The 15,969-nt window shown below is 59.0% G+C and carries 15 protein-coding genes and 3 pseudogenes; 11 read left to right on the top strand and 7 right to left on the bottom strand.

The genetic code is table 11. The features are described 5' to 3' along the window. Positions 1-392 precede the first annotated feature (392 nt). A complete protein-coding gene (locus P7F60_RS28250; protein ID WP_277920898.1) occupies positions 393-1,142 on the top strand; it encodes an ATP-binding protein in 750 nt (249 codons plus the stop codon). Here P7F60_RS28250 and P7F60_RS28245 read toward each other — a convergent pair. The 3 genes from P7F60_RS28245 to P7F60_RS28235 all read right to left on the bottom strand — a co-directional run bounded on the left by P7F60_RS28245 (position 1,119) and on the right by P7F60_RS28235 (position 2,500). Continuing rightward, complete coding sequence (locus P7F60_RS28245; RefSeq protein ID WP_277920897.1) at positions 1,119-1,328, bottom strand: DUF2892 domain-containing protein; 210 nt, start codon at positions 1,326-1,328, stop codon at positions 1,119-1,121. The genes P7F60_RS28250 and P7F60_RS28245 overlap by 24 nt on opposite strands. A gap of 96 nt (positions 1,329-1,424) precedes the next feature. Continuing rightward, positions 1,425-1,856, bottom strand: a complete 432-nt coding sequence (locus P7F60_RS28240; RefSeq protein WP_277920896.1) for a metalloregulator ArsR/SmtB family transcription factor — start codon at positions 1,854-1,856, stop codon at positions 1,425-1,427. Next, on the bottom strand, positions 1,853-2,500 hold the full coding sequence (locus P7F60_RS28235; RefSeq protein WP_277920895.1) for a peroxiredoxin: 648 nt from the start codon (positions 2,498-2,500) through the stop codon (positions 1,853-1,855). Before P7F60_RS28235 ends, P7F60_RS28240 begins: the two co-directional genes overlap by 4 nt. A 124-nt stretch (positions 2,501-2,624) precedes the next feature. Here P7F60_RS28235 and P7F60_RS28230 point away from each other — a divergent pair, with 124 nt between their 5' ends. The 7 genes from P7F60_RS28230 to cydB are packed head-to-tail and all read left to right on the top strand — an operon-like array spanning position 2,625 to position 9,382. Then, on the top strand, positions 2,625-3,563 hold the full coding sequence (locus P7F60_RS28230; protein WP_277920894.1) for an MBL fold metallo-hydrolase: 939 nt from the start codon (positions 2,625-2,627) through the stop codon (positions 3,561-3,563). A gap of 15 nt (positions 3,564-3,578) precedes the next feature. After that, positions 3,579-4,007, top strand: a complete 429-nt coding sequence (locus tag P7F60_RS28225) for a YeeE/YedE thiosulfate transporter family protein (protein WP_277920893.1) — start codon at positions 3,579-3,581, stop codon at positions 4,005-4,007. Beyond that, positions 4,007-4,447, top strand: coding sequence for a YeeE/YedE family protein (locus P7F60_RS28220; protein WP_277920892.1), 441 nt, complete (start codon positions 4,007-4,009; stop codon positions 4,445-4,447). Before P7F60_RS28225 ends, P7F60_RS28220 begins: the two co-directional genes overlap by 1 nt. Positions 4,448-4,461: 14 nt before the next feature. Beyond that, positions 4,462-6,153 (top strand): bifunctional protein tyrosine phosphatase family protein/NAD(P)/FAD-dependent oxidoreductase, encoded by a 1,692-nt coding sequence (locus P7F60_RS28215; RefSeq protein ID WP_277920891.1) that lies wholly within the window; start codon positions 4,462-4,464, stop codon positions 6,151-6,153. 18 nt (positions 6,154-6,171) lie between these two features. Then, entirely contained in the window at positions 6,172-6,963 is a 792-nt protein-coding gene (locus P7F60_RS28210) for a sulfite exporter TauE/SafE family protein (RefSeq protein WP_277920916.1), read from the top strand. Between the two features lie 21 nt (positions 6,964-6,984). Then, positions 6,985-8,388, top strand: a complete 1,404-nt coding sequence (locus tag P7F60_RS28205) for a cytochrome ubiquinol oxidase subunit I (protein WP_277920890.1) — start codon at positions 6,985-6,987, stop codon at positions 8,386-8,388. Further along, entirely contained in the window at positions 8,378-9,382 is a 1,005-nt protein-coding gene (cydB, locus tag P7F60_RS28200) for a cytochrome d ubiquinol oxidase subunit II (RefSeq protein WP_277920889.1), read from the top strand. Before P7F60_RS28205 ends, cydB begins: the two co-directional genes overlap by 11 nt. 292 nt (positions 9,383-9,674) lie before the next feature. Here the strand turns inward: cydB and P7F60_RS28195 are convergent. Both P7F60_RS28195 and P7F60_RS28190 read right to left on the bottom strand, forming a co-directional pair. Further along, positions 9,675-9,860 (bottom strand): annotated as a pseudogene (locus tag P7F60_RS28195) (SMC-Scp complex subunit ScpB); the annotation flags it as partial. Positions 9,861-9,915: 55 nt separating this feature from the next. After that, positions 9,916-12,800 (bottom strand): annotated as a pseudogene (locus P7F60_RS28190) (Tn3 family transposase). A gap of 155 nt (positions 12,801-12,955) precedes the next feature. On the opposite strand from P7F60_RS28190, the gene P7F60_RS28185 reads away from it, so the two are divergent. Both P7F60_RS28185 and P7F60_RS28180 read left to right on the top strand, forming a co-directional pair. Further along, positions 12,956-13,549: a recombinase family protein gene (locus tag P7F60_RS28185; RefSeq protein ID WP_006473461.1), complete on the top strand. Its 594-nt coding sequence runs from the start codon at positions 12,956-12,958 to the stop codon at positions 13,547-13,549. A 32-nt stretch (positions 13,550-13,581) separates the two neighbouring features. After that, positions 13,582-13,827: pseudogene (locus tag P7F60_RS28180) on the top strand (tyrosine-type recombinase/integrase); the annotation flags it as partial. A gap of 29 nt (positions 13,828-13,856) precedes the next feature. Here P7F60_RS28180 and P7F60_RS28175 read toward each other — a convergent pair. Continuing rightward, the gene (locus tag P7F60_RS28175; protein WP_277920888.1) at positions 13,857-14,183 is read right to left on the bottom strand and encodes a helix-turn-helix transcriptional regulator; all 327 of its coding nucleotides are present in this window, start codon (positions 14,181-14,183) and stop codon (positions 13,857-13,859) included. After that, entirely contained in the window at positions 14,170-14,541 is a 372-nt protein-coding gene (locus P7F60_RS28170) for a type II toxin-antitoxin system RelE/ParE family toxin (protein ID WP_277920887.1), read from the bottom strand. Before P7F60_RS28170 ends, P7F60_RS28175 begins: the two co-directional genes overlap by 14 nt. Before the next feature lie 675 nt (positions 14,542-15,216). Here P7F60_RS28170 and P7F60_RS28165 point away from each other — a divergent pair. Further along, the gene (locus P7F60_RS28165) at positions 15,217-15,945 is read left to right on the top strand and encodes a recombinase family protein (RefSeq protein ID WP_277920886.1); all 729 of its coding nucleotides are present in this window, start codon (positions 15,217-15,219) and stop codon (positions 15,943-15,945) included. The last annotated feature ends 24 nt before the right edge of the window (positions 15,946-15,969 follow it).

The raw sequence follows: 15,969 nt of genomic DNA, 5'->3' as shown, positions 1-15,969 counted from the left end.
CTGAGCAAATCCGATGGAATCACAACCTCCTGATTTCACTCACCTCTTTTTCGGTCAGGCTCTAACGGTGACGAGAATTGAATGTTGTTCGATCCGACGTTGCAACCTCCAATACGACCCGGGCGGCGACGCTTGCAGAGCGCGATCGATGACTTCAACCGCGAGATCGTTCAGGCGCGCTCCCGGCGGGCCAGTTCGTTTTGATCAGGCGCATTCTTGAAGGAGCGATGCAACGATGCGGATTTGATCTTGGTACGCCGAAACAGTCTTGAGAGATGGCTGTTTTTTATTATTGTGATATTTCATGCTTAAGGTCCTGCACGAAATCATTGCAGGCGGGGCACAATTTTCACGAGGCCCTCAATTCAGCGGCTCAACATTCGTGAGATGGAGTGGCAGAGATCAAGCCGCTCACCTCCGCGCTCAACAACCTCTTTTTCAAGGTCGAAGCGGCCCGGCGCCACGAGCGGGAGATTACAGCTTTTGCGGCCCACGAGTTGCGTACACCATTGGCGGGACTCAAAACCCAAGCACAGGTAGCGCTTGCCACGCCTGACGGTCCGAGCCGCGAGCGCGCCCTGCGTCACATCGTTGCATCCGTCGATCGCACCAGCAGGATGGTTCGCCAGCTTCTCGCTCTGACCGCGCTTGAGGCTGCGATGCCAGCCACCGTCACAAACCAACTGTCTGTGGGCGATGTTCTACGCGAAATTATTTCTTCGACCCCGACTCCGGATTCCATATGCGTTGTGATCGACAGTGCGATCGACGGGCTCACGTTGCGAGGTGATCCCGACGACCTGAAACTGGTTCTACGCAATCTGCATGAGAATGCCGTCGTGCATATGCAGAGCGGGGGTCAGGTGCATTGGGATCGGGTGGCCAATAGCGAAGGGCTTGTCGTGACCGATGAAGGGCCCGGCGTGGACGAAGTAGACCTTCCCCGTATCAGCGAGCGATTCTTTCGCGGCCGCAAAAATGGCGTGGCCGGGACCGGGCTCGGCCTCACCATCGCCACGATCGCCGCGGCGCGGCTGAGCGCGAAAATTTCCTTTCATAATCGATCGGATCGTAGCGGGTTTGTCGCCACCGTTCGGTGGAGCAACGATACAAGTAGCTCAGCGCCATTTGCAGGTGTTTAAACCCAATAAGGTGTAGGCGGGGCAAAAGCGAATGACAGCAGTCAAAATCATGACAACACCGACGGCCGGCACAACGAATTGCCAGTTGCCCCAGGACGCCAGCCATGGGGTCACGAACGGCAGAGCCACCAGGCACAGACCTAGAATGAAACGGATCGCGCGATCCACCGAACCGACATTTTTCATTTTATCCTCCCCAACAGGTTTCCGAGTTTGATGACATCATTCGACTGACACGTCTGCGATTCCACGGCACCAGCGAGGCTCGCGCGAGTTCACGCCTCAATCGGCCTTTTCCAGCCGTGCCCAACGCGCCATCTCGCCGACGAAGCCTTCCGGGGCGGCCGGCCTTTGTCCCGCAGGCGAAGTCCGAGCCTCGATTCGGGGAGAAGTCTGGTTGTCCCCGACATTGCAAAACACCCGCATCAGCATCTCCATGACGGCTGCAACGCGATCATCGGCGATCGAATAGTAAATTTGCCGCGATTCACGCCGCGTTTGCACGACACCGGCCTGGCGCAGTTCACCAAGCTGCTGCGACAGCGCCGGTTGTTTGAAGTCCAGGTCCTCCTGAATCTCGCCAACAGACCTCTCCTTCTGGGCGATATGGCACAGCAGCATCAGGCGACTGGGCGTACTGAACAAGCGCATGAAGTCTGCAGCCTCAGCCGCCTTTTCCTGCATTGCTTCAAGTGAGAATTGGGCGCCAATCATGCGCGGCGCTCCCGGTAATACCAGGACTGACCTTCAGTCATCTGTTCCGCATCCTGCATCGAAGAAGCCGCAGGCTCGACGAGCGCGTCGCCGGGATGCCAGCCTTCCGGCGTCAGGGCACATTCACGTTGCGATGTCTGCAGCGCTTCCACCAGCCGCAAAAGCTCTTCGACCGACCTCCCCACGTTCATCGGATACCAGACGATCGCTCGGATAATACCTTCAGGGTCGATCACGTAAGTGGCACGAACCGTACCGCTGTTTTCAGAGGAAGCATCCAGCATCCCGTACGCCTTCGCGATGACCATCGCTGAATCCTCGATCAATGGAAAGCCGACCCGAACACCGAAGCTGCGCTCGATATCGCGCAGCCATGCGACGTGAGAGTAGAGGCTGTCGACGGACAGGCCGAGCAGATCACAGTTCAGCTTTGCAAATTGAGGGTGCGCCTTGACCAGCGCGATGAACTCGCTCGTGCAGACTGACGTGAAGTCCGCGGGATGCGAGAAGAACATCACCCAACGGCCGCGATAATCGGACAGAGATACCTCTCCGCTTGTCGAGCGCGCCGAGAAGCCAGGCGCCTTGTCATTCAGGCGGAGCGCAATGGCTGCCTTAGCGGTGTCTACAGTCGTCATATCCATCGTTGATCCTCATCGTCCCCAGAACACACTGCCTATACCGGGACCTCAGTTTCATGGCCATCAAAATACATACTTGCATTGTTAGTGTAAATATGTATTTTAAATTTATCGACAGGAGGCAATTATGGCTCACACCAATCTCGACCCCCATCTCTCACACGCGGCAGACATCGTCCGCAGCGCGCTGGGCAACGCAGCGCTACTCCCCGTTGTGCGGTCATTCTTTGACCCTGCCACCTTCACAATCAGCCATGTGGTAAGGGATCCATCATCTCAGGCTTGCGCCATTGTCGACAGCGTCCTCGACTACGACCCGGCCTCCGGGAGAACGATGAACGCTTCAGCACAAGCGCTTATTGATTACATAAAATCTGAAAGTCTCGAGGTGCAGTGGCTTCTCGAGACCCATGCGCACGCCGACCATTTGTCTGCAGCGCCCTTCCTGCAAAAGGAAATCGGTGGTCAGCTCGCCATCGGGCGCGAGATCATCCGCGTTCAGGAAGTGTTCGGTAAAATTTTCAACGCCGGCACGGAATTCCAGCGTGACGGCAGTCAGTTCGATCAGCTCTTCCAGGACGGCGATCGTTTCAAGATCGGCAATCTCGATGCAACGGTCCTGCATGTGCCGGGTCACACGCCGGCATGTCTTGCCTATGTCGTTGGTGACGCCGTTTTTCCGGGTGACACGATGTTCATGCCGGACTACGGCACGGCGCGCTGCGACTTCCCGGGCGGTGATGCCCGCATGCTTTACAGATCCATCAAGCGCCTGACCCAGCTGCCGGACGAGGCGCGGATGTTCATGTGCCACGACTACAAGGCACCAGGCCGTGACAATTACGCCTGGGAAACAACAGTCGGCGCCGAGCGCACAAGCAATGTCCATGTCCATGACGGCGTCAGCGAAGACGAGTTTGTCGCGATGCGCAATGCGCGCGATGCGACGCTCTCCATGCCGAAACTGATCCTGCCATCGGTGCAGGTGAACATGCGTGGCGGACAGATGCCGCCCGCCGAGGACAACGGCGTCCATTACCTGAAGATCCCTGTGAACGCACTCTAGGAAATTGCCCCTGCCATGTCGGACCTCAACTTTGTCTGGCCGCTTTCGGGCGGCCTCCTGATCGGTCTTTCGGCAGCACTTTACTTGCTGCTGAATGGCCGCATCGCCGGGATATCGGGACTAACCGCATCTGCCTTCGGTTTGACAGGCGCTGGAATAAGCCCCCTTGGCCTTGGCTTCCTTGCCGGCATCGTGTCAGGGGCCGCTGTCGCATTCGCGTGGATACGCCACGCGGACTTTTCGATCACAGAGTCTCCCGTCCTTCTGATCATCGGAGGACTGCTCGTCGGCTTCGGGACCCGCCTTGGATCGGGCTGTACGAGCGGCCATGGCGTCTGTGGTCTGGCCCGGCTGTCGCCGCGATCCATGGCGGCGACAGCCACGTTCATGATCGTCGCGGCGACAACCGTCCTCGCTCTTCGCCACATTGTCGGAGGGCTGTGATGGCATATCGGGTTTTCGCTTCAGTCCTTTGCGGTCTGCTCTTCGGTGTCGGACTGGTCATCTCCGACATGGTCAATCCTGCGCGTGTCCTCGCTTTCCTGGACGTCACCGGCGCATGGGACCCGTCGCTTGCCTTTGTCATGGGCGGGGCACTCATCCCGTCGTCCATTGCCTACGCGATCAAGCACCGGCGCAGCCGCCCTGTCCTGGAGAGCCAGTTTCACGTTCCCGAAAATCGAACAATCGATGGACCCCTTGTGGGTGGGGCCACCCTGTTCGGTCTCGGCTGGGGGCTTGTCGGCCTCTGCCCCGGCCCTGCCATCGCATCCCTCGTAACGGGCCGCTGGGAGGCGGTCCTATTCGCAGCAGCCATGCTCGTCGGCATGTTTGCCTATCGCATCGTCACTTCACCGCGCAATGCCCCGCGCGCTGCTTACTGAGGAGGAGCTTTCTCATGGATATCCGCAAGATCAACGACAGCATCAGCGTTTCGCCCCAGATCAAGCTTGAGGACGCCCATGAGCTGGCGCGGCTTGGCTTCAAGTCCATCATATCGAACCGGCCCGATGGCGAGGAGAATGGCCAGCCAACCGCGGACATGATCTGCATGGCCGCCGAAGCTGCCGGTCTTGAGTTTCGCCACATCCCGGTCGTCGCGTCCGACATCGGTGATCGCGACATCGCACTTTTTGACGAAGCCATGAAGGACCTGCCCAAGCCCATCCTCGCTTTCTGTCGATCCGGCACCCGCGCTGCGACGCTCTGGGCGCTCTCACAGGCGCCTTCTCTTGGCGAAGACGCTGCCCTTTCGGCCACAAAGGCTGCCGGCTACGACCTGTCGCAGCTTCGGACCCGTCTGTCTTCGACGTCCAGTGCCGAGAGTACGAGCGCGACAGACGCGAAGTCTTCGACAGCCTGTGACGTTCTGATCGTCGGCGCTGGTGCGGCAGGTATCGCGACAGCGGCCAGCCTCTTGAAGCGTCGAAAGTGCCTTAGCATCGTCCTCGTCGATCCCTCTGAGCGTCATGCCTACCAGCCCGGCTGGACCATGGTCGGCGGCGGTATCTTCAAGCCCGAGGATACAGTCAGGCCAATGCGCGATCTCATTCCGGACGGCGTCAAGTGGGAAAAGGCTTCGGTCGCCGTATTCGAACCGGATCATGATCGTGTTGTTCTGTCCGACGGTCGTCGCATCAGCTATCGCATGCTAGTTGCCGCTCCTGGAATCAAACTGAGTTGGTCAGCCATAGAGGGCCTCGAAGAAACGCTCGGCCGAAATGGCGTCACCTCCAACTATCGCTATGATATTGCCCCCTATACCTGGTTTCTGGTCCAGAACCTCAAGGGCGGTCGCGCCCTCTTCACCCAACCGCCCATGCCGATCAAATGCGCCGGAGCTCCGCAAAAAGCGATGTATCTGTCGGGCGATCACTGGTTTCGACAGGGCCGGATCAACGATATCTCGATCCATTTCCACAATGCCGGACCGGTTCTGTTCGGTGTGAAGGACTATGTGCCGGCGCTGATGGAGTATGTAAAAAAATATCGCGCCAACCTGAACTTCGCATCGAAGCTGCTTGCGGTTGATGGGACGCGTAAGGAAGCTCGGTTTGCCAACACGGCTGCCGACGGCACTGTCACCGAAGAGACGGTCGGTTTCGACATGATCCATGTCTGCCCACCGCAGATCGCTCCCGACTTTGTCCGCGACAGTCCGCTCGCCAACCAGGCCGGCTGGATCGAGGTCGACGAGGCAAGCCTGCAGCACAAGCGTTATCCGAATGTGTTTTCGCTTGGAGACGCGGCCGGCACATCGAATGCCAAAACGGCAGCAGCAGCCCGCAAGCAGGCGCCGATCGTTGCGGAAAATGTCCTGGCCGTCCTCGATGGCAAGGCGATGCCCGCCGCCTACGACGGCTATGGATCATGCCCACTGACGGTCGAGCGTGGCAAGATCGTGCTCGCCGAATTTGGCTACGGCGGCAAACTGCTGCCGACGTTCCCAACCTGGATTATCGACGGCACCAAGCCATCGAGCCTTGCCTGGTATCTGAAAGCCGAAGCGCTGCCGCCGATCTACTGGCACGGCATGCTGAAAGGTCGCGAGTGGCTTGTCAGTCCGGACCTCAAGAAGACAGCCGCCTGAGGACCCTGGACAATGAACATGATGCTCGATCCGCTGCAATACGGTCTTGGCGCGATCTCCGGGGGGCTCGTCGGCTTCACGCTCGGCCTGTTTGGCGGTGGCGGCTCGATCCTGGCTGTGCCGTTGATGGTCTACGTTGTTGGCGTCCCGAGCGCACATATGGCAATCGGTACGAGTGCCTTTGCCGTCGCCGCGAACGCCTTCACCAACCTTCTCGGCCATGCCCGTCTCGGCAACGTGAAATGGCGCTGCGCCGGTATCTACAGCGTGACGGGTATCATCGGGGCTTTCATCGGCTCGACGTTTGGTAAAATGGTCGATGGCCAGAAACTGCTGATCCTGTTTGCCTTGCTAATGCTGGTCGTCGGCGTCCTGATGTTCCGCAAGCGCGGCGCACAAGGCAATCCAGGTGCCCAGTGCTCGCGCGAGAACGTCCACAAGGTCGCCGGCTTCGGCGGCCTTACCGGCATCTTCTCCGGTTTCTTCGGCATTGGCGGCGGGTTTCTGATCGTGCCGGGCCTGATTGCCTCGACGAATATGCCGATCCTCTATGCGATCGGCTCATCGCTCGTTGCGGTCACAGCCTTTGGTCTCACGACCGCGCTGAACTACGCGTTTTCCGGTTACGTCGACTGGCTGCTTGCTGCCATCTTCATTGCCGGCGGGATATTCGGAGGCTTTGCCGGCTCCTACCTCGCCAAACAACTGTCGGCGAAAAAAGGGACACTCAACAGCCTCTTTGCCACACTGATTTTTGTCGTTGCGGCCTATATGCTTTATAAGAGCATTGGCCCGGCGATGCACGCCTGACGCTCATAATTTGGAGTTTCCATGTTCGAGCATTTCGACGCGGTCGTCCTTGCCCGCATTCAGTTCGCCTTCACGGTTTCAGCGCATATCATTTTTCCGGCGTTCTCGATCGGCACGGCGAGCTACCTGTTCGTGCTCGAAGCGCTATATCTGAAGACCAGGCGCGAGGTCTATCTGGAGCTTTTCAATTTCTGGAAGACAATCTTTGCCATCGCCTTCGGCATGGGCGTTGTCTCCGGGATTGTGATGTCCTACCAATTTGGCACCAACTGGGCTGTATTCTCCGACAAGGCAGGTCCGGTCATCGGCCCGCTGATGGGCTACGAGGTACTGACGGCTTTCTTTCTGGAAGCAGGTTTCCTCGGCGTCATGCTGTTCGGGCGGGAGCGGGTTGGCCCCGGCTTGCATTTTTTCGCCACCGGGATGGTCGCCCTCGGCACGCTAATTTCCGCGACCTGGATCCTTGCCGTGAATTCCTGGATGCAGACGCCTGCCGGCTTCGGCATGAACGACAAGGGGCAGTTCATTCCGGTCGACTGGTGGGCGGTGATCTTCAATCCGTCTTTCCCGTATCGCCTCGTCCACATGGTTCTCGCCGCCTACCTCACCACCGCCTTCGTGGTTGGCGCGGTCGGTGCATGGCATTTGCTTCGGCGCACTGCACCTCTGCGCGCCTATACGATGTTCTCGATGGCCATGTGGATGGCCGCCATCGTTGCACCAATCCAGATCCTGGCTGGAGATGCGCACGGGCTGAACACGCTCGAGCATCAACCCGCCAAGGTCATGGCAATGGAAGGGCATTTTGACAGCCATCCGGACGGGGCGCCGCTCATTCTGTTTGGTTTGCCGAATCAGGCAGAAAAGCGCGTCGACTATGCGATCGAGATTCCGAAGCTATCCAGCCTGATCCTCAAGCATGGTCTGAACGAGCCGCTTGCCGGGCTCGATACGATCCCTGACGACAAGGAACCGCCTGTTGCGATCGTCTTCTGGTCCTTCCGTCTCATGGTCGCGATTGGCTTCGCGATGCTGGGCATCGGCGTCTGGTCGTTGTTCTGTCGCTACCGCGGGACGTTGAACTCGAATATCTGGCTACAGAGGGCGGCGGTCGCCATGGGCCCCGCAGGCTTCGCCGCTGTCCTGGCAGGTTGGGTCACCACGGAAGTCGGCCGGCAGCCATACACGATCTACGGCCATCTGCTGACGTCGCAGTCGCACTCGCCGATTGCCGCCCCCGCCGTTGCAACTTCACTTATCGCCTTCGTCATCGTCTATTTCTTCGTGTTCGGAGCGGGTACGTTCTACATCTTGCGGCTCATGGCGCGCTTGCCGCGCGACCCCACACCGGAACTGCAGGAAGGGCCGATCCGAACACAAGGGATTACACCAGGTCCGGCACAGGGAGGCTCGCATGCCAATTGATCTCGCTTTTGTCTGGGCCGCTATCATTGCCTTCGCTGTGCTGGCCTATGTCGTCATGGACGGCTTTGATCTTGGCGTCGGTATCCTGTTTCCATTCTTTCCCGACAAGAAGGATCGCGACGTGATGATGAATTCCGTCGCGCCCGTATGGGACGGAAACGAGACATGGCTTGTGCTCGGCGGTGGTGGCCTGCTTGCCGTCTTCCCCCTCGCCTATGCGACAATCCTACCGGCGCTCTACATGCCGCTGATCGCCATGCTCCTTGGACTGATCTTCCGCGGCGTGGCCTTCGAGTACCGCTGGCGCACGAAGCGATGGGAGCGAGTATGGGATGTTGCTTTTGCAGGCGGTTCGCTTGTCGCCGGCTTCTGCCAGGGGATCGCGCTCGGCGCGCTGGTGCAGGGCATTACGGTAGTAGACCGCGCCTATGCCGGCGGCTGGTGGGACTGGCTGACGCCGTTCTCGGTCGCGACGGGTATTGCGCTTGTCGTGGGCTACAGCCTCCTCGGCACGACCTGGCTCGTCATGAAGACAGAAGGCGATCTGGCTGTCCGAGCGAGAAAGCTGGCTTTGCCGCTAGCCATAGCAACCGTTGGTGCCATGGGGATCTTCAGCCTCTGGACGCCTTGGCTGCGGCCGCTCTACCTCGACCGCTGGTTCGGCTTCCCCACCATGATCTTCAGTGTCGTCGTACCGCTTCTCGTCCTCGGTTGCCTCTATCTGATCCTCAAGGGGCTGCAATCCGGCAAGGACACCCAGCCGTTCCTGGCGTCTCTCGGACTGTTTATCCTCGGCTACGCCGGGATCGGACTCAGCTTCTATCCCTACATCGTCCCGACCTCACTGACGATCTGGGATGCGGCTGCACCACCGGAAAGCCTGTCTTTCTTGCTTGTCGGAGCTCTGGTGCTCGTGCCAATCATCCTAGCTTATACGGCATACGCTTATTGGGTGTTCCGCGGCAAAGTCCGGCATGAAGAGGGGTATCACTGATGACGCATGGAGCCGCTTGGGCAAAACGTATCGGCTGGTTCGTTTTCCTTTGGACTGCCGGCGTCGGTGTGACCTTTGCGGTCGCGTTCGGCATCCGCATTTGGCTTTCGCCAAGCTAGTATCACGGGTGCGTTTCGGTATTAGATCCCATCACGCAGTCTAAAACTGGGTTGAACAGCCTGAAGCGCAAGATCTGCGCGTCAACTTTCCCGCCGCCGATCATGCTCTTTGAGCATCACCGCAGTTCGGTCTAAGCGCAGTTTTGACGCTGAGGAGCTGGACTCGACCAGATTTACTCAATAGTCGGGGAAGCCTCATCATTCGGGATTTCGTCGTCTTGCAAAGCGGCGGTATCGTTTTGAATGGCATGTCGAGTTAACAAGTCCGCGTCCTCGAGCGCTTCGATGCTCGGCAGGTCGCGCAACGTCTCCATGCCGAAGCTGGAAAGAAAGTGCGGCGTCGTCACATAGGTGTATGGGGGCAGAACAAGGTCTGTTCAAAATCCTGCGCTAAGCTCGAACGGACCCTGAACATCACGCGGCGCGGAGGATTTTTCTGGCAAGTCGCAAGGGCCTGAAGCCTTCGGACATCTGCTGCTCGGTGTCCCATGAATAGATGCCGGTGAGATTTATGTGCTCCCAACTGAGGGGCGAGACGTGTTTCAGCAACTCGTCGGGGATATTTCGGCCTTGCTGGCGCAGATGAGCCGTTGCCCGGCTGAGGTAGACGGTGTTCCAATGGACGATGGCGCTGACCACCAGGTTGAGACCGGAAGCTCGGAAGGCCTGGCTGTCAAAGGAGCGATCACGGATCTCGCCGCGCTCATGGAAAAAGACGGCGCGTTTGAGCTTGTGAGCGGCCTCGCCCTTGTTGAGCCCGGCCTGGCAACGCCGACGCAGTGCCGGGCTGGAATCTTGAGGATCGCCGACGGCGCGACGGTGCGCGTCGTGATCGACGCGGCAAGGCGCAGGAGTTCGTCCCAATGGTCCATGATGAGGGCGGTGTTGATCGGCACGCCGATATGATTTGCCAGCGCCGGATAGATATCGGCCTTCTCGAAGGTGTGCAGTTTCCGGTCCTTGATATTGCGAAGGCGCGGCGCGAAGCGCTTGCCGATCAGGCAGAACAGCGCAAAAACATGATCGCTGGCGCCGCCGGTATCGGTGAACAGCTCTTCGATCTCCAGAACCGTGTCGTGGTCGAACAGGCCGTCGAGCACATAGACGGCCTCGCTTTCGGTCGGGCTGATCGGCAGGATGCTGTAATAGCCGTATTGGTCGGAAAGCCCGCTGTAGAACTTCGAGCCCGGCTCGCTGCCATAATGCAGGTTGATGTCGCTGCGCCTTGCGGCCCGGTCACTGGCGCGGAAGAATTGCCCATCGGATGAGGCTGTCGTTCCGTCGCCCCAGATTTGCGCATGCGGATGGCGGGTATGGGCATCAGTGACGCAGGCCTGCGCGGCCCGATAGGTTTCGGAGCGGGCATGGAAGCTGCGCATCCAGCCGATCTGGTGGGCGCTGATCCCCTTCGACGCCCCGGCCATGCGTTTCGGGCCGAGATTCGTGCCGTCGGCAAGCACGCCGGCCAGCATGGCGGCGATGTTTTGCGGCGCATCTCCCGTCCGGACATGGGTGAACTGGTCGGCAAACCCGGTCCACTCATGCACTTCCCGCAGGAGATCGGGCACCTCGACCAGAGGATACATCTCCGTGATTTCGGCATTGATGGCTTCCGCCGCGGCGGGAATATCGCTGGTATGCGGCGTCACGATCAGCGTGCCGTTTTCCATCCTGACGCCATCGAGCTTGCCGAAACGGGCGCGCCAGGCCAGCCGTTTGAGGTTGACGTCCATCATCTCCCGGACGTCCGCGAGCCAGGCAGCGCAGTCGGTCTGGACACCGAGGCCAAGCTGATCTTGCCCCCTCAGGGCGACAAAGGTTGGCTTCGGCATGAGATCTTCGTCTATCGGCCGGAATGACCGGCTGCCCTCGACCCACACATCGCGCGAATGCAGCCGGTCCCGTAAATGAGCGAAGGTGGCGATTTCATAAAGCCGCCGATCCGGCTTGCCATCCTCGAAGACCAGTTTCCTTTCGTTCGCACCCAGATGGCCGACCGGCACATGATCCGGCAGAACACGGCGTCCCTCCACATAAAGCATTTTCAGGGTCGCGACCGCCGCAAGCAGCGGATCGTGCCGGCGGCGCGAGCGGAACGTGAATGCCTGAAGGAAAGCGCCGGCAAACTTGCGGATGTTTCCATGTTGCTCGGCCGCCAGCACCAGCGGCGAAGCGTTGGCGCTCTCCACCATCGCCTCGAGACCGGGCTTGATCTGCAGCAGCCGATGCCAGCCGACTTGCCGGTTTACCGTCTCGATCGCATCTTCATCGGCATCATTGGCGGCCTGCAAGGCAACGATCGTGTCGAGGAACAGTCGCAGCGCCTTGGACGTTTCCATGCGGGCGTTCATGTGACGCTGCTTTTTCCGGTTGTTCGCCTGGGAGAACAGCCGGCCCATCAGTTTGATGAACATGGCCATTGCATCGTCGGTGAGCTTCTGGCCGAGCTTGATGATCTGCACCACGATCGTCGCACGCCGGCGGCTGGCACCAAATTCGCCGGCGAGCCAGGCCGGTGCTGCATCACCTTCCCGGACCATCTGGTCCCATCGTCCGGAGGGGATGCGGGCCTGTAAGCGTGGATCGATCCCGAGCGAACGCAGGAACATGATACGCTCCGTCAAACCGACCAAATTCCCCGCTCCGGGTGCATCGGGCGCGGAACGCAGCCAGTGAAAGCGCGTCTGTCCGATCGCCGGATCAACGTCCAGCAGGGCATCGAGGGCTTCGAGCTTGTCCGGATCGAGATCCGAGATCAGCGCGGCCTCGGCACGGCGGCGGGCGATTGCGCGCGCTGCCAACCCCATGCGCTCGATCATGGTCACCACCGGCAGCAGAACCCGGCGCTCCCGATACATGGTGATGATTGTGTTTGCGATCACCGCTCCCTTGTCGGTCGTTGAAGCTGTTTCGATAGCTGCCAGGAGCGCCGCGCGTCGATCCTCGCCTGTCGGGCTTCTCATTTCGAGATAGCCCAACAGGCGCGCGACGTGGTTCATGCGTGTTTCTTCGCGGCGAGCATACAATTCGAATGACGCCGGGTCGGCTCCGACTTGCTCAGCAACATGGTTGAGCATCGGCATGGGAAGGGCTTCGTTGGCAGTAAGCGCACGGCCGGGATAACGCATCAGGCAGAGCTGCAGCGCAAATCCCAGCCGGTTATGCTCGCGACGGCGAACCTCGATTTCGAGTCGATCTGCCGGGGACAGGGAATAATGACGGATCAGACTGTCTTCGTCAGTTGGAATACCGACAAGCTCTTGTCGATCATGAGGCTTGAGAAGCGTCCGCCGGGCCACCGTTCTTACTCCTTACAATATGCGCTGGTGGCCAAACCTCTGTCCGGAAACGGACGTTTGCGTACAGGGGTAAAACACCCTGTCCACAAATTATCTTGACAAATTTATGAACAGAGGCGATATTTTGGACAACCTATTCGGACAAAATTGCCCTCATGCCACGCACCTTCGCCTATGTCCGCGTCTCCACGACCGGCCAGACGACCGAGAACCAGATTCAGGAAATCGAAGCCGCCGGCTTCCAGGTCGAACCGCGCCGGATCGTCACCGAGACGGTTTCCGGCAGCACCGCCATCGCGCAACGCCGCGGCTTTTCCCGACTCATGGACAAGCTGGAATCCGGCGACATTCTGATCGTGACAAAGCTCGACCGCCTGGGACGTGATGCGATCGACGTCAGCACCACCGTCAGAACACTGGCCGAAATGGGCGTGAGGGTCTATTGCCTCGCGCTCGGCGGCGCCGACCTCACCGGCTCGGCCGGCACCATGACCATGAATGTGCTCAATGCCGTCGCCCAATTCGAGCGGGATTTGCTGATCGAGCGGACGCAATCCGGTCTCAAGCGCGCCAAGTCGGAAGGCAAGACCCTCGGCCGACCCTTCACGCTCAGCGATGAACAGAAGCAGGGTGTCCGCAACGATCTCGCGACGGGCATGAGCGTTTCGGCGATAGCAAGGAAATTCGCGACCAGCCGGCAGACCATTATGCGGGTTCGAGACGAGGGGTCACGGTCCGTTCGACCTTAGCGCAGGATTTTGAACAGACCTTGTTCCGACCCCAGGAGGTCGCGCGTCTCGTCAAGAAGACAGCACTCGCCGCCGGCGTGCGGGGCGATCTGTCCGAAGCCGAGCGCGGGAAGAAGTTCGCCGGACATTCACTGCGCGCCGGCCTCGCCTCCTCGGCCGAGGTCGACGAGCGACATGTCCAGAAGCAACTCGGCCATGCCTCGGCGGAGATGACGCGGCGCTACCAGCGCCGACGTGATCGCTTCCGCGTCAACTTGACGAAAGCAGCAGGGCTATAGACTTCCCCCTCCCCTGTCAGTGGACCTGCTCAGACCTTGGAACCGTGTCGGGAACGCTCTGCGATGCTGGAAAGATCAACCTTCTTGCCCGCGACGTCCGCCACGATTTTCAAAGTCCCACCGAGTGACTCGACATAGTCACGAAGTGTCGAGAGCTTCATATCCGCCCGCTTCTCGAGCCGCGAGACGTTGGTCTGCTTAAAACCGGTTCGCGCGGAAACGTCTTCCTGAGTCCGACCGGCAAGCGACCGCAACTCGCGCAAGTTATGGGCCGTGACAAGCTCCTCGCTGCGCTTGGCAACGGCACGCTGCTCGTCCTCGGGAAGCGACTGAATCAGCCTGTCAAGATCGTCCATGTTTCGTCTCCAACTCGCTCAGATGCTCGTCGTACCGTTTGTCCGCCAGATCAATCAGGCGTTTGTAGAAGAGTTTCTGGCTCACACCGCTCTTCGCGCCACCGCAGAGAACCACAGCCTTTCGCGCCGGGTCGAAGGCAAAGGCAAACCGCCATTGCACCTTCAACACCTTAACGCGCAGTTCTTTCATGTTCGCGTGTCTGGAGCCGTCGAGCGTGTCGACTTCAGGTCGTCCCAGTCGAAAGCCTTTCTCGCGAAGCAGCACCAGATGCGCGAGCAATTCGACTCGGACATCGGTTGGAAGGTCAATGATCTCGCCTTTGAAGCGGTCATGAAGTTCAACCTTCCATTCCGTCATTTCATATCCTGAATGATATAGATACTTTGGGATATATAGGTTACGTCACCGTCTAAGGCAATAGGTGGACTCCTTCAGAAACGCCCACTAACGCCGCTCTTCCGAGTTTAGCCTCTGGGAAACGAGGCTGCTTGCTCGTGGCCGTCGGGCCTTTGCCGACGATTGCCAACATCGCCGCTGTCACCTTATCCAGGCCGCCGGTCGATTGTAGACCCCTTCCCTCTTGGCCCTTATGAGTAAAGTGCTCCGGACGTTAGAACTCCCAAGGCTACTGAATGCAAAAGCCCGGCGCGGGAGGAGATGCACCGGGCTTCTATTCCTGCTGACAACTTGGGAGGAGGAGCGTTGTCAGCGCAGCAGAATCGCCTGGGAGGAGGAAGGCGATGCTGACTGGACATAATCTATGTTGCGCTGCACCATCTTTCAAGAAGGAAGCTTGCCTCGGGTCGAAAATTCGATACGCCTTGAAGCTCCAACGGCTTAAGACACGCGCGGACGCAATACAAACCGCGCACTTCGACCTTGCCGCCAATCGTGAAAGAAACAGTAAATGACCGAGCAAGTATAACCCTTGAAGTACAACATTTCCTAAGGAGCATAGTTAAGGGGAAGGAACGCTTAGCGTTTTTTTCACCATAACGCTCTACCCTTAGCAAAGTCTAAAGGGTTCCGCGTATGACAAAGACGTCCACAAAGACGCTCGCCTACTCGTATGTTCGCATGAGTAGTCAGCAACAAATCAAAGGCGATAGCCTTCGGAGGCAGTTGGACCTCAGCCGTCGATATGCCGAGAAGCATGGCCTAGAACTCGACGAGAGCCTGCGGGATATTGGTGTATCAGCATGGACGGGTTCGAATGTTCGTGATGGTGCCCTTGGCCGTTTTCTCAATCTTGTGCAGAGCGGCCAGATCGCACGCGGCAGTTATCTACTGGTTGAAAGCCTCGACCGTTTGTCACGCGAGCGCGTGATCGATGCCCTGGAGCCATTTCTAAGCATTCTGCGTGCTGGCATCATCGTAGTTACCCTCGCAGATAATCAACTGTACTCGGCAGACAGCGTTGGCGACAATTTCACACAGCTGATTATCTCGCTGACAATCATGGCTCGCGCCCACGAAGAGAGCCAAACCAAAAGCAAGCGCTTGAAAGCAGCACACGAAGCGCGCCGGCTGAAGGCTGCAAAGGGCCAAGGTCGCTATGCTACAAACATGTGGCAGTGGTTGGATCAAATCCAGCTTCCGAATGGTCAGTTCGAGTACACGCCGAACGCCAATGCAAAGGCCGTCCAGCGCATATTTGATTTAGCCGATAGCGGCATTGGACAACTACTGATCACCCGTCGCTTGAATGGTATCCATCCGGCGAAGGCCGCGGGGCTTATGATTTCGGCTCGTCTGCCATGATGCGTTTGATGACTTCCGGGTCAC

It is taken from the genome of Rhizobium sp. YJ-22, from assembly GCF_029601685.1.
In the GTDB taxonomy this organism is placed as follows: Bacteria; Pseudomonadota; Alphaproteobacteria; order Rhizobiales; family Rhizobiaceae; genus Metarhizobium.
Note: the sequence above shows the minus strand (reverse complement) of the source record. Positions and strands in the feature narration are given on the sequence as shown.

Bases quoted from the DNA above. Each gene is read 5' to 3' on its own strand.
- P7F60_RS28215 (WP_277920891.1), top strand. From the start codon at position 4,462: ATGGATATCCGCAAGATCAACGACAGCATCAGCGTTTCGCCCCAGATC.
- P7F60_RS28205 (WP_277920890.1), top strand. From the start codon at position 6,985: ATGTTCGAGCATTTCGACGCGGTCGTCCTTGCCCGCATTCAGTTCGCC.
- P7F60_RS28175 (WP_277920888.1), bottom strand. From the start codon at position 14,183: ATGGACGATCTTGACAGGCTGATTCAGTCGCTTCCCGAGGACGAGCAG.
- P7F60_RS28170 (WP_277920887.1), bottom strand. From the start codon at position 14,541: ATGACGGAATGGAAGGTTGAACTTCATGACCGCTTCAAAGGCGAGATC.
- P7F60_RS28235 (WP_277920895.1), bottom strand. From the start codon at position 2,500: ATGGATATGACGACTGTAGACACCGCTAAGGCAGCCATTGCGCTCCGC.
- P7F60_RS28220 (WP_277920892.1), top strand. From the start codon at position 4,007: ATGGCATATCGGGTTTTCGCTTCAGTCCTTTGCGGTCTGCTCTTCGGT.
- cydB (WP_277920889.1), top strand. From the start codon at position 8,378: ATGCCAATTGATCTCGCTTTTGTCTGGGCCGCTATCATTGCCTTCGCT.
- P7F60_RS28245 (WP_277920897.1), bottom strand. From the start codon at position 1,328: ATGAAAAATGTCGGTTCGGTGGATCGCGCGATCCGTTTCATTCTAGGT.
- P7F60_RS28240 (WP_277920896.1), bottom strand. From the start codon at position 1,856: ATGATTGGCGCCCAATTCTCACTTGAAGCAATGCAGGAAAAGGCGGCT.
- P7F60_RS28225 (WP_277920893.1), top strand. From the start codon at position 3,579: ATGTCGGACCTCAACTTTGTCTGGCCGCTTTCGGGCGGCCTCCTGATC.
- P7F60_RS28185 (WP_006473461.1), top strand. From the start codon at position 12,956: ATGCCACGCACCTTCGCCTATGTCCGCGTCTCCACGACCGGCCAGACG.
- P7F60_RS28165 (WP_277920886.1), top strand. From the start codon at position 15,217: ATGACAAAGACGTCCACAAAGACGCTCGCCTACTCGTATGTTCGCATG.
- P7F60_RS28210 (WP_277920916.1), top strand. From the start codon at position 6,172: ATGATGCTCGATCCGCTGCAATACGGTCTTGGCGCGATCTCCGGGGGG.
- P7F60_RS28230 (WP_277920894.1), top strand. From the start codon at position 2,625: ATGGCTCACACCAATCTCGACCCCCATCTCTCACACGCGGCAGACATC.